Annotated in this window: 10 protein-coding genes; 6 read left to right on the plus strand and 4 right to left on the minus strand. The window is 64.6% G+C overall.

The features are described from left to right. The 4 genes from AKL29_RS45540 to AKL29_RS25080 form a co-directional block, all read right to left on the minus strand. On the minus strand, window positions 1–195 hold a 195-nt coding region (locus AKL29_RS45540), incomplete at its 3' end, for an ATP-binding cassette domain-containing protein (RefSeq protein ID WP_244482396.1). Further along, entirely contained in the window at window positions 192–1,151 is a 960-nt protein-coding gene (locus AKL29_RS25070) for an ABC transporter permease (RefSeq protein ID WP_028331829.1), read from the minus strand. The genes AKL29_RS45540 and AKL29_RS25070, both read right to left, overlap by 4 nt. An 11-nt stretch (window positions 1,152–1,162) precedes the next feature. Continuing rightward, complete coding sequence (locus AKL29_RS25075; protein WP_028331828.1) at window positions 1,163–2,143, minus strand: ABC transporter permease; 981 nt, start codon at window positions 2,141–2,143, stop codon at window positions 1,163–1,165. A gap of 103 nt (window positions 2,144–2,246) precedes the next feature. Next, window positions 2,247–3,845 carry an ABC transporter substrate-binding protein gene (locus tag AKL29_RS25080; RefSeq protein WP_050386015.1) on the minus strand — a complete coding sequence of 533 codons (1,599 nt, stop codon included), beginning with the start codon at window positions 3,843–3,845 and terminating at the stop codon, window positions 2,247–2,249. Between the two features lie 399 nt (window positions 3,846–4,244). Between AKL29_RS25080 and AKL29_RS25085 the strand changes: the two genes are divergently transcribed. From AKL29_RS25085 to AKL29_RS25110, 6 genes are all read left to right on the plus strand, one after another. Next, window positions 4,245–4,493 (plus strand): DUF6489 family protein, encoded by a 249-nt coding sequence (locus AKL29_RS25085; RefSeq protein ID WP_028331826.1) that lies wholly within the window; start codon window positions 4,245–4,247, stop codon window positions 4,491–4,493. An 8-nt stretch (window positions 4,494–4,501) separates the two neighbouring features. Continuing rightward, window positions 4,502–5,293: an alpha/beta hydrolase gene (locus AKL29_RS25090; RefSeq protein ID WP_050386062.1), complete on the plus strand. Its 792-nt coding sequence runs from the start codon at window positions 4,502–4,504 to the stop codon at window positions 5,291–5,293. Window positions 5,294–5,352: 59 nt separating this feature from the next. Beyond that, complete coding sequence (locus AKL29_RS25095) at window positions 5,353–6,903, plus strand: WS/DGAT/MGAT family O-acyltransferase (protein ID WP_050386016.1); 1,551 nt, start codon at window positions 5,353–5,355, stop codon at window positions 6,901–6,903. Between the two features lie 12 nt (window positions 6,904–6,915). Next, window positions 6,916–7,911 (plus strand): alpha/beta fold hydrolase, encoded by a 996-nt coding sequence (locus AKL29_RS25100; protein ID WP_050386017.1) that lies wholly within the window; start codon window positions 6,916–6,918, stop codon window positions 7,909–7,911. 135 nt (window positions 7,912–8,046) lie between these two features. After that, a complete protein-coding gene (locus AKL29_RS25105) occupies window positions 8,047–11,280 on the plus strand; it encodes a bifunctional cytochrome P450/NADPH--P450 reductase (protein ID WP_028331822.1) in 3,234 nt (1,077 codons plus the stop codon). A 178-nt stretch (window positions 11,281–11,458) separates the two neighbouring features. Continuing rightward, window positions 11,459–12,133: a spermidine synthase gene (locus AKL29_RS25110; protein WP_028331821.1), complete on the plus strand. Its 675-nt coding sequence runs from the start codon at window positions 11,459–11,461 to the stop codon at window positions 12,131–12,133. Window positions 12,134–12,157 lie beyond the last annotated feature (24 nt).

The following is a 12,157-nucleotide window of genomic DNA, read 5'->3' on the forward strand; positions in this document are numbered from 1 at the left end:
AATGCGGCCGGGCGGATCGATCAGCCCGATCACAGCAAGGCCGGTGACCGATTTGCCGGCGCCGGACTCGCCGACCACGCCGAGTACCTCGCCCTTGGCGATGTCGAACGACACGCCGTTGATGGCGCGCAAGGTCGCACGGCGGGTGACGAATTCCACCACGAGATTGCGCACGGAAAGAACAGGCTTGGTCATCGGAGCTTCGGATTGAGTGCGTCGCGCAGCCAGTCGCCGAGCAGGTTGATGGAGAGGATCAGGCCGGCCAGCGCAATGCCGGGGAAGGCGACGATCCACCATTCGCCGGCGAACAGATAGTTGTTGCCGATCCGGATCAGGGTGCCGAGCGAGGGCATGGTGTCGGGCATGCCGGCGCCAAGGAACGACAGCGTCGCCTCGGTGATGATCGCGAGCGCGAGGTTGATGGTGGCAATGACGAGGATCGGGCCCATCGTGTTCGGCAGCACGTGCCGCAGCATGATCTTCGGCGCCGGCAGGCCGATCAGCTGCGCCGCGGCCACGTAGTCCTTGTTCTTCTCGACCATCACCGAACCGCGCACGGTGCGGGCATATTGCACCCAGAAACTGAGGCCGATCGCGATGATGAGGACGCCGAGCGTGCTCATCTCGTCGAGCCGGTTGCCGAGCAGCGATTTGGCGACGCCGTTGACCAGCAGTGCGATCAGGATCGCGGGGAAGGTGAGCTGCACGTCGGCGATCCGCATGATCACGGTGTCGACCACACCGCCGAAATAGCCCGCGATCAGCCCGAGGGCGATGCCGAGCGCGCCGGCGAAGACCACGCCGGCCAGGCCGACCGCAAGCGAGATGCGCAGGCCGTAAAGGATCGCCGAGAGCACATCGCGGCCCTGCTCGTCGGTGCCGAGCAGGAACGGGCTTTGGCCGTCGGCGGTCCACAGCGGCGCGATCCGCGAGTTGATCAGCTGCAGCTGCGCCGGATCGAACGGGTTCTGCACCGCGAGCCACGACGCGAAGATTGCGAGCAGAAAGAACAGCAGCGTGATCACGGCGGCGACCATCGTCAGCCTGGAGCGACGGAACGAATAGAAGACGTCGCTGTCGAGCGCGCGCCTGAACCAGCCGGCAGGGGCCTGGTGGTCCTGGGAGGGATGGGGGACGACGGCATCGGACATCGGTCAGCCTCTCATGCCGCGCGGCCGACGGTCGAGCGCAAGCGCGGATCGACCACGGTGTAGAGGATGTCGACCACGAGATTGATGGTGACGAAGATCAGCGAGACCATCAACAGATACGCGGCCATGATCGGGATATCGACATTCTGCACGGCCTGCACGAACAGAAGTCCCATGCCCGGCCATTGGAACACGGTTTCGGTGATGATCGAGAAAGCAATAACCGAGCCAAACTGCAGGCCGGCCACCGTAATGACCGGAACCAGGGTGTTCTTCAGCGCATGGCCGAAATGGATCGCGCGCGTGGTCAGCCCGCGGGCGCGGGCGAAGCGGATATAGTCGGTCCGCAACACTTCCAGCATTTCGGCGCGCACCAGCCGCATGATCAGGGTCATCTGGAACAGCCCGAGCGTGATCGCCGGCATGATCAGCGCCTTCAGGCCCGAGACGGTCAGCAGTCCGGTCGTCCACCAGCCGAGCTTCACCACCTCGCCGCGGCCGAAGGAGGGCAGCCAGCCCAGCGTCACCGCGAACAGATAGATCAGCAGGATGCCGATCAGGAAGGTCGGCAGCGAAATGCCGATCAGCGATACCGCCTGGAATAATTTGGCAAGCACGGTGTCGCGGCGCAGCGCCGAATAGACCCCCATCAGGATGCCGGCCACCATCGCGAACAGCGTCGCGCAGATTGAAAGCTCCAGCGTCGCCGGCAGCCGCTCCGCCAGCAGCGAGGAGACCGGCAGGCGGAACTGGTAGGACACGCCGAACTTGAACTGCAGCGCATTGATGAAGTAGCGGCCGAACTGCACCAGCACCGGATCGTCGAGGCCGAGCGAGTGCCGGATTTCAGCGCGCTGCGCGGCCGAGGTGTCGATCGAGACGATCTGGTTCACCGGGTCGCCGGCGAAGCGGAACATCGCGAACGCGATCACGCCTACGGCGAGCATCACGCCGATCGCCTGCAGGAAGCGGCGAAGAGTGAAGGCCAGCATCTCTACCTTTCACTGCTTTTGACATTCGGCGCGCGGCTTTGCGCGGCCGGAAAGCGCGAGGTCCCGGAAGCCTGCGCTTCCGGGACCCAATTCGCCAAAACCACTATTCACCCTGTTTGGTCGCCCAGTAGAGCAGCACCTGGTTGTCCGCGCGCTGGGTCAATTTGACCTTTTTCGACACGCCCCACACCAGCGGTTGCTGATGCAGCGGAATGTAGCCGTAGTCCTTGATGACGATTTCGTAGGCCTGCTTGATCAACTGGTCGCGCTTGGCGGTGTCGCCTTCGACCAGGACCTTGTCGGTGAGCGCGTCGACTTCCTTGTTGCAATAGCCGCCGAGATTGGCCTCGCCCCTTGTGGCATCCTTCGGATCGTCGCGGCAGCCGAGGATGTCGTGCAGCACGTTGTGCGAGTCGGACGTCGCGGGCGTCCAGCCCAGCATGAAGAACGAGGTCTGGTAGCCGCCGGGCTTCAGCACCTTGGCGAAATACTGCGCCTTCGGCTGCGCCAGCAGGTTCACCTTGACGCCGATGCGGGCCAGCATGCCGACCACCGCCTGGCAGATCGCGGCGTCGTTGACATAGCGGTCGTTCGGGCAGTCCATCGTGACTTCGAAGCCGTTCGGATAGCCGGCGTCGGCCAGCAGCTTCTTGGCACCATCAGGATCGAGCTTCGGCCGGGTGAATTCCTTCGACAGCGGATAGAGCTCGGGTGCGATCATCAGCGTCGAGGGGGTCGACATGCCGCGCATGACGCGGGTCTTGATCAGATCGACGTCGATCGTCTTGTAGAAAGCTTCGCGGACGCGGATGTCCTTGAACGGATTCTTGCCCTTGATGTTGGAATACAGCAGCTCGTCGCGCGCCGTATCCATGCCGATGAAGATGGTGCGAATTTCCGGCGCGGTCATGACGGTCGCGACGCCGCTGGAATTGACGCGCTGGATGTCCTGGAGCGGAACCGGTTCGATGACGTCGACTTCGCCGGAGAGCAGCGCGGCAACGCGGGTGGCGTCGGAGCCGATCGGGGTGAAGATGATCTCCTTGAGATTATGCTCGGGCTTGCGCCAATAGCCTGGAAACGCCTTGAACACGGTCTTCACGCCGGGCTGGTGGCTCTCGATCGTGAAGGGGCCTGTGCCGTTCTCGTGCAGCGCCGCGTAACTCGGCGTGGTTGCGGAGGCCGGCGTCGGTGCGACCGAGTTGTTCTCCTCGCACCACTTCTTGTCCATGATGTACCAGCTATCCCATTGCGAGATCAGGATGGGATTGGGCGAGTCCAGCGTTACGTCGACGGTGTAGTCGTCGACCTTGCTGAACTTGGCGTCGGCCGGGACGTTGCTGAGGAAGTTGGAGCCCTTGGCGCGGACGCGCTCGGCCGAGAACAGCACGTCGTCGGCGGTGAAGGGATCGCCATTGTGGAATTTCACGCCCTTGCGCAGATGGAAGCGCCATTTGGTCGGGCTCAGCGTCTCCCAGCTTTCCGCCAGGGCGGGAATGATCTTGAGGTCCTTGTCGCGCGCGGTGAGGCCTTCGTAGACGTGGGCGTGGTGCGCGATCGTCGTGGTTTCCTTCAGCGTGTAGGGATCCAGCGACTTCAGCTCGCCCTGGTTGGCATATTTCAACGTCTGGGCCGATGCCGGCAAAGCAAAGGCGACGAGTGCGGCGATAGTCGCCGCAAACAAGCTCCAACGTACCGACATGTAATCCCGCGTCCCCGTTTTTGTCCGCCGGCTGCTTTGTCCGGCTGGTATTATTGATCCATGTTGCCAGAGTTTACCGGCCGCGCAAGCGCGATTTGCCAAAGGGTTAACCCGTCCGCGCGGGTGCAGCGCAATGAACCGGATTGGAGAGTAGGCTGTTGGCGCGAACGCGTGACATTCGACTTTCGGAGTGCCGCTTGTCGGTCACGGGAATGATCACCGGCGCGCCCTGCTTATGCCGGCCGCTCCAACCAGTTTGGAGCAAGGGCTCCAAACGGTTTGGTTGACCATAACGGATGATTGAGGCCGACTGCCCCCCGGGCAGGTACGGCTCGCTTGCGCAACTCGCCCCGTCCCGGCGATACTATGGCGGGCCAAGGCGCATTTGAGGAGGCGGATATGAAAGTCAACGTCGAGATAGATTGTACGCCCCTCGAAGCGCGGCAATTCTTCGGCCTGCCGGACGTGGCGCCGATGCAGGCCGCTGTGATGGACAAGCTGCAGCAGCAGATGACGTCGAACATCGAGAAGATTTCGCCGGAATCGCTGATGCAGAGCTGGTTCACCTTCGATCCCAAGCTCGCCGAGCGCTTCCAGGACATGTTCGTGGCGATGGCCGGCTTCGGCGGCTCGAGCAAGAAGAAATAGTGACCGACATGGACAGGAGCGTTGATGGGACCGAACGCCGGTTGCGCCCGCCGAGCCTGTTCCTGATGCTGGCGGAGGCGCGCGGCGTGCTCGAACTCAATTCGAGCCTGCTGCTGTCGCCGCTGCTGATGCAGGCGCCGAAGGGCGATGGTCATCCGGTGCTGGCGCTGCCGGGCTTCCTCGCCAGCGACCTTTCGATGGCGCCGATGCGGCGCTATCTGAAGGAGCTCGGCTACGACGCCTATGCCTGGAACATGGGCCGCAATTTCGGCGGGATTTCCAGCAGGCGGGCTGCGCTGCGCGATCTGCTGAAGCGGGTCCATGAGGCGTCGGGGCGCAAGGTCTCGATCATCGGCTGGAGCCTCGGCGGCGTCTATGCGCGCGACCTGGCGTTGCAGATGCCGGAGCTGGTGCGCTCCATCATCACGCTGGGCAGCCCGTTCGCCGACGACATCCGCGCCACCAATGCGACGCGGCTCTATGAGCTGCTGTCCGGCGAAGGTGTCGACGACATCCCGGAGATCCGCACCGCGATCGCCGGCGACATGCCGGTGCCGACGACCTCGATCTATTCCCGCACCGATGGCATCGTGAACTGGCGGACCTCGCGCGTGCGGCCGTCGGCCACCGCCGAGAACATCGAGGTGCATTTCGCCAGCCATATCGGCCTCGGCGTCAATCCCGCGGCGCTGTGGGCGATTGCGGACCGGCTGGCCCAGCCGGAAGGGGAATTCCGGCATTTTGACCGCTCGGGCCCCTTTGCCATTGCCTACGGGCCGCCAGAACAGGCACTATCCTGACCAAACGACGAGAAGCGCCGCCCAAGGCGCCCGCGTAAGTAGGCTCTCGGGAGGAGATCATGAGCGACGCCAAGAAGCTGTCCTCGCTGGACGCATCGTTTCTCTATCTGGAAACGCCGGAAATGCCGATGCATGTCGGCAGCATGGCGATCTTCCGGCTGCCCGACGGCTACAAGGGCGACTTCTTCGAGGAGTTCAAGGCGATGATCGCCTCGCGGCTGCACATCGCACCGATCCTCAAGGCACGCCTGCAGAAGGCGCCGCTCGACATCGATCATCCTTCCTGGGTCGAGGACGACCAGTTCGACATCGACCGTCACATCTTCCGCGCCAGCCTGCCGGCGCCGCGCGATCGCGCCACGCTGGAGCGTATCGTCGGCTGGATGCACGCCAAGCTGTTGAACCGCGCCCGCCCGCTCTGGGAGTTCTACGTCTTCGAAGGCATGAAGGACAACGAGATCGGGCTCTATTCCAAGATGCACCATGCCTGCATCGACGGCGGCGCCGGCGCGGCGCTGACCAGCATGATCTACGACCTGACGCCGGTGCCGCGCGAGATCGAGCCGCCGAGCGCGAAGAAGGTCGCGCAGGAGCCGCGCGACATCGCGGCCAATCTGATCGATGCCTATCAGCAACTCTGGACCCAGCCGTTCGAGGCGGCCGCCGCCGCGCAGAAGAGCCTGGAGCTGCCGCGTTCCGGCAAGAGCGACCTCGGCTCGATCCTGTTCGACAACGCCATGTTCCAGATCGAGAGCGCGGTGAAGTTCGCCGGCTCCATGCCGACGGTCATCAAAAGCCTGTCCGACGTCGTCGCCAAGGTCGCCGATCCGAGATCGCGCGAGAGCCTGCAGGCGATGTCCTCGCCGCCGACCATCCTCAACAAGGCGATCTCGTCGGAGCGCAGCTTTGCCGGCACCTCGATCTCGCTGTCGCGTGCCAAGGCCCTCGCGAAGGCGTCCGGCGGCAAGCTCAACGACGTTGTGCTGGCGCTCGCCTCCGGCGTGGTGCGGCGCTATCTGATCAGCCAGGGCGCGCTGCCGAACAAGTCGCTGACGGCAGGTGTTCCGATCTCGCTGCGCGAGGAGGGCAATGCCGAATCCAACAACCAGGTGTTCGGCATGATCTGCTCGATCGCGACCGACATCGAAAACCCCAGGAAGCGGCTGGAAACCATCATCGCGCAGTCGACCAAGTCCAAGGAGATGTCGCATCCGCTGCGCGCCTTGGTGCCGCAGGTCACCAACATCTCGCTGCTGGGCGCGCCGATCCTGGTGCAGATCCTGGCGCTGCTCTACAGCCGCTCCGACCTCTCCAACGTGCTGCCGCCGGCCACCAACATCACGGTCTCGAACGTGCCGGGGCCGCGGCAGACGTTGTATGCGGCGGGCGCCGAGCTGCTGCACATCTTCCCGGTTTCGATCTCGACCCACGGCGTGGCGCTCAACATCACCGTGCAGAGCTACCGCGATCAGCTCGATTTCGGCTTCATCGTGGGTGCCAACATCATTCCCCACGTGCAGGTGATGTGCGACATGCTGCCGCTCGAGTTCGATGTACTCGAGGCGGCGTTCGCTCCCCCGCCTGCGGACATCAAGGGCGCAGCCGAATAAGGATCCCTGTCGATGATTGAAATGCCACCGCTGCAGTTCGCCGAGACGAACGGCATCCGCATGGGGTTTTATGAAGCAGGCCCCAAGACCGACACGCCGCCGGTGGTGCTGTGCCACGGCTGGCCCGAACTGGCGTTCTCCTGGCGCCACCAGATCAAGGCGCTGGGCGAGGCCGGCATCCGGGTGATTGTGCCGGATCAACGCGGCTATGGCGCGACCGACCGGCCGGAGCCGGTCGAGGCCTACGACATGGAGCACCTGACCGGCGATCTCGTCGGCCTGCTCGACCATCTCAAGATCGACAAGGCGATCTTCGTCGGTCACGACTGGGGCGGCTTTGTCGTCTGGCAGATGCCGCTCAGGCATCCTGCGCGGGTCGCCGGCGTCGTCGGCGTCAACACGCCGCATTGGGACCGCGCGCCGATGGATCCGATCGCGCTGTTCCGCCAGCGCTTCGGCGATCACATGTACATCGTCCAGTTCCAGGATCCGGCGCGCGAGCCCGACCGCATCTTCGGCAGCCGCGTCGAGCAGACCTTCGACGCCTTCATGCGCAAGCCGGTGCCGCGTCCGGCGGACGCGCCACCCGAACAGCCGATCGCCGGCGTCGGCGCCTCGGCGCGGCTCAACCTGGCGTTTCCGCAGATGATCGCAAATTACGACGCCAAGCATGATCCGCGCACGCCGATCCTGTCGGCCGACGAGAAGAAGGTGTTCGTGGACACCTTCACCAAGACCGGCTTCACCGGCGGCATCAACTGGTATCGCAATTTCACCCGCAACTGGGAGCGCTCGGCCGGGCTGGACCATCACGTCCGGGTGCCGTCGCTGATGATCATGGCCGAGAACGACGCGGTGCTGCCGCCCTCGGCCGCCGACGGCATGGAGCGGCTGGTGCCGGACCTCGAGAAGTATCTGGTCAAGGACAGCGGCCATTGGACGCAGCAGGAAAAGCCTGACGAAGTCAGTGCGAAGCTGATCGAATGGCGCAGAAAGCGATTTGGCTGACGACGACGTCGTCATTCCGGGGCGATGCGCGGCATCGAACCCAACGCGCAATTGCGCATTGTGGAATCTCGAGATTCCGGGTCTGGTCCTTCGGACCATCCCGGAATGACTGAGGTTAGAGGGGGCAATCTCAACATGGCGTCCGGCAACAGACTGAGTCCGATTCCGCATCCGCCGACGAAGCCGGTGGTCGGCAACATGCTGTCGCTGGACTCGACCGCGCCGGTGCAGCATCTCGTCAAGCTCTCCAAGGAGCTCGGACCGATCTTCTGGCTCGACATGATGGGCGCGCCACTCGTGATCGTGTCCGGCCACGATCTCGTTGACGAGCTCTCCGATGAAAAACGCTTCGACAAGGCCGTGCGCGGCTCGCTGCGCCGGGTGCGCGCGGTCGGCGGCGACGGTCTGTTCACCGCCGACACCAAGGAGCCGAACTGGAGCAAGGCGCACAACATCCTGATGCAGCCGTTCGGCAACCGCGCCATGCAGTCGTACCACCCGAGCATGGTCGACATCGCCGAGCAGCTGGTCAAGAAATGGGAGCGCCTCAACGCGGACGAGGAGATCGAGGTCGTCCACGACATGACGGCGCTCACCCTCGACACCATCGGCCTCTGCGGCTTCGACTACCGCTTCAACTCGTTCTACCGCCGCGACTACCACCCGTTCGTGGAATCGCTGGTGCGCTCGCTCGAAACCATCATGATGACCCGCGGCCTGCCGCTCGAGGGTCTGTGGATGCAGAAGCGGCGCAAGACGCTCGCCGACGACGTCGCGTTCATGAACAAGATGGTCGACGAGATCATCGCCGAGCGACGCGGCAACACCGCCGCGACCGACGACAAGAAGGACATGCTGGCGGCGATGATGACCGGCGTCGACCGCGCCACCGGCGAGCAGCTCGACGACGTCAACATCCGCTACCAGATCAACACCTTCCTGATCGCCGGCCACGAGACCACCAGCGGCCTGCTGTCGTGCACGATCTATGCGCTGCTGAAGCACCCGGAGGTGTTGAAGAAGGCCTATGAGGAGGTCGACCGCGTCCTCGGCCCCGACGTCAACGCGCGGCCGACCTATCAGCAGGTGACGCAGCTCACCTACATCACCCAATGCCTGAAAGAGGCGCTGCGGCTGTGGCCGCCGGCGCCGGCCTACGGCATCGCGCCGCTGAACGATGAGACGATCGGCGGCAAGTACAAGCTGAAGAAGAACACCTTCATCACCATCCTGGTGATGGCGCTGCATCGCGATCCCAGCGTCTGGGGCCCGAACCCCGACGTGTTCGATCCCGAGAATTTCAGCCGCGAGGCTGAGGCCAAGCGCCCGATCAATGCCTGGAAGCCGTTCGGCAACGGCCAGCGCGCCTGCATCGGCCGCGGCTTTGCCATGCACGAGGCGGCGCTGGCGATCGGGATGATCCTGCAGCGCTTCAAGCTGATCGACGTGCATCGCTACCAGATGCATCTGAAGGAGACGCTGACCGTCAAGCCGGATGGCTTCAGGATCAAGGTGCGGCCGCGCGACGACAAGGACCGCGGCGCGTTCGCCGGCGGCACGGGCGCGGTTGCGGCCGCGCCGAAGGCGCCGCGCGCGCCGACCACGCGTCCCGGCCACAACACGCCGATGCTGGTGCTCTACGGCTCCAATCTCGGCTCTGCCGAGGAACTGGCAACCCGCATGGCGGATCTGTCCGAGATCAATGGCTTCGCGACGCGGCTTGGCCCGCTGGACGATTATGTCGGCAAGCTGCCGGAGGAGGGCGGCGTGCTGATCATCTGCGCCTCCTACAATGGCGCGGCGCCCGACAACGCGACGCAGTTCGTCAAATGGCTCGATAGCGACCTGCCGAAGGATGCCTTCGCCAAGGTCCGCTACGCGGTGTTCGGTTGCGGCAACAGCGATTGGGCGGCGACCTACCAGTCGGTGCCGCGCTTCATTGACGAGCAGCTCACCAAACATGGTGCGCGCGCCGTCTATCCGCGCGGCGAGGGCGATGCGCGCAGCGATCTCGACGGCCAGTTCCAGAAATGGTTCCCGGAGGCGGCCAAGGTCGCGACCAAGGAATTCGGCATCGACTGGAATTTCACCCGCACCGCCGAGGACGAGCCGCTCTACGCGATCGAGCCGGTGGCGCAGGGTGCGGTCAACACCATCGTGACGCAAGGCGGCGCGGTGCCGATGAAGGTGCTCGCCAATAACGAGCTGCAGACCAAGGCAGGCGCTCATCCGTCGGAGCGTTCGACCCGGCATATCGAGGTCGAGCTGCCGGCCAGCCTGAAATACCGCGTCGGCGATCATCTCAGCGTGGTGCCGCGCAACGATCCGACATTGGTCGATTCCGTTGCGCGCCGCTTCGGCTTCCTGCCGGCCGACCAGATCCGTCTGCAGGTCTCGGAAGGCCGCCGCGCTCAATTGCCGGTCGGCAACGCCGTGTCGGTCGGACGGCTGCTCACCGAGTTCGTCGAGCTGCAGCAGGTCGCGACCCGCAAGCAGATCCAGATCATGGCCGAGCACACTCGCTGCCCGGTCACCAAGCCGAAGCTGATGGCCTATGTCGGGGACGACGATGCCTCGGCCGCGCGCTATCGCGCCGACGTCTTGGCGAAGCGCAAATCGGTATTTGACCTGCTCGAGGAACATCCGGCCTGCGAGCTGCCGTTCCACCTCTATCTCGAAATGCTGTCGCTGCTGGCGCCGCGCTATTATTCGATCTCGTCGTCTCCGGCCGGCGAGGCGCAGCGCTGCAGTGTCACCGTGGGCGTGGTGGAGGCGCCAGCAAGTTCCGGGCGCGGCATCTACAAGGGCGTCTGCTCGAACTACCTGGCGCGCCGCCGCGCCGGCGACACCGTCCACGCCACCATCAAGGAGACCAAGGCCGGCTTCCGCCTGCCCGATGACAATGCCGTGCCGATCATCATGATCGGGCCGGGCACCGGGCTCGCACCGTTCCGCGGCTTCCTGCAGGAGCGCGCCGCGCGCAAGGCGCAGGGCGCGACGCTGGGGCCGGCGATGCTGTTCTTCGGCTGCCGGCATCCCGAGCAGGACTTCATCTATGCGGATGAGCTGAAGGCGTTCGCCGCCGACGGCGTGAATGAACTCCACACCGCCTTCTCGCGCGCCGACGGTCCGAAGACCTATGTGCAGCACCTCGTCGCCGCGCAGAAGGACCGGGTGTGGGAGCTGATCCAGAAGGGTGCGATCGTCTATGTCTGCGGCGACGGCGGCAGGATGGAGCCCGACGTCAAGGCGACCCTGATGTCGATCTACCGCGAGCGCACCGGTGTCGACACTGACGCCGCCGCGCGCTGGATCGAGGAAATGGGCACCAGGAACCGCTACGTGCTCGACGTCTGGGCAGGTGGCTAGCCCGTGCCTTCGCAGCCCGGATGGAGCGAAGCGTAATCCGGGACAGCGTCAGATGCGGACCGGCCGGCTCCCGGATTTCGCGGAGCCTGTCATCGGGCGCGCGTTCGCGCGACCCGTTGGCTCCATCCGGGCTACGCATGGGTGATTTGGGGGCACCGGCCGTGATACAAGCCGCCGCATGATTCCATGGGAAAAGATCGATACCGCGCGCATTCCCGGCACCGAGGGTGAATTGCGTCTGATGCGGCGAGGCCGCGAATTCTCGATCATGCTCGGCACCAACGAGCTGATGAACAGCCGCCTGTCGGGCTCGGAAGAGGCGTTGGCGACGCTCGCCGCGAAGAAGATCGAGAAGGTCGCACGGCCGCATTTTCTGATCGGCGGCCTCGGCATGGGCTTTACGCTGCGGGCCGCGCTCGCCGTGCTCGGGCCCGAGGCGAGAATCGTGGTGGCCGAACTGGTGCCGGCGGTCGTTGCCTGGGCGCGAGGTCCGATGGCGGAGATCTTCGGCGACAGCCTGAACGATCCGCGCGTGAGCATCCGGGAGGAGGATGTTGCCAGCGTGATCGAACGCCAACCGCTCAGCTTCGATGCCATCCTGCTCGACGTCGATAACGGGCCTGAAGGTCTCACCCGCAAGGCCAATGACGCGCTGTATGATGTCTCCGGGCTCAAGATCGCACACACGGCTTTGCGGCGCGGCGGCGTGCTCGCCGTCTGGTCGTCCGGTCCGAACGCCAGGTTCCCGAAATCCTTGTCCCGGGCCGGGTTCGCGGTCAACGAAATTGCCGTCCGCGCCACCGGCCGAGGCCGCGGTGTCCGCCATGTGATCTGGATCGCGGTCAAGGACTAAAGCGCGATGAGATTGGGTTGAATC

This window comes from Bradyrhizobium pachyrhizi, assembly GCF_001189245.1.
Lineage (GTDB): Bacteria > Pseudomonadota > Alphaproteobacteria > Rhizobiales > Xanthobacteraceae > Bradyrhizobium > Bradyrhizobium pachyrhizi.

What these genes read in the sequence shown, in the direction of transcription:
- AKL29_RS25070 (WP_028331829.1), bottom strand. Translation starts at nt 1,151, where the DNA reads ATGTCCGATGCCGTCGTCCCCCATCCCTCCCAGGACCACCAGGCCCCT.
- AKL29_RS25075 (WP_028331828.1), bottom strand. Translation starts at nt 2,143, where the DNA reads ATGCTGGCCTTCACTCTTCGCCGCTTCCTGCAGGCGATCGGCGTGATG.
- AKL29_RS25080 (WP_050386015.1), bottom strand. Translation starts at nt 3,845, where the DNA reads ATGTCGGTACGTTGGAGCTTGTTTGCGGCGACTATCGCCGCACTCGTC.
- AKL29_RS25085 (WP_028331826.1), top strand. Translation starts at nt 4,245, where the DNA reads ATGAAAGTCAACGTCGAGATAGATTGTACGCCCCTCGAAGCGCGGCAA.
- AKL29_RS25090 (WP_050386062.1), top strand. Translation starts at nt 4,502, where the DNA reads ATGGACAGGAGCGTTGATGGGACCGAACGCCGGTTGCGCCCGCCGAGC.
- AKL29_RS25095 (WP_050386016.1), top strand. Translation starts at nt 5,353, where the DNA reads ATGAGCGACGCCAAGAAGCTGTCCTCGCTGGACGCATCGTTTCTCTAT.
- AKL29_RS25100 (WP_050386017.1), top strand. Translation starts at nt 6,916, where the DNA reads ATGATTGAAATGCCACCGCTGCAGTTCGCCGAGACGAACGGCATCCGC.
- AKL29_RS25105 (WP_028331822.1), top strand. Translation starts at nt 8,047, where the DNA reads ATGGCGTCCGGCAACAGACTGAGTCCGATTCCGCATCCGCCGACGAAG.
- AKL29_RS25110 (WP_028331821.1), top strand. Translation starts at nt 11,459, where the DNA reads ATGATTCCATGGGAAAAGATCGATACCGCGCGCATTCCCGGCACCGAG.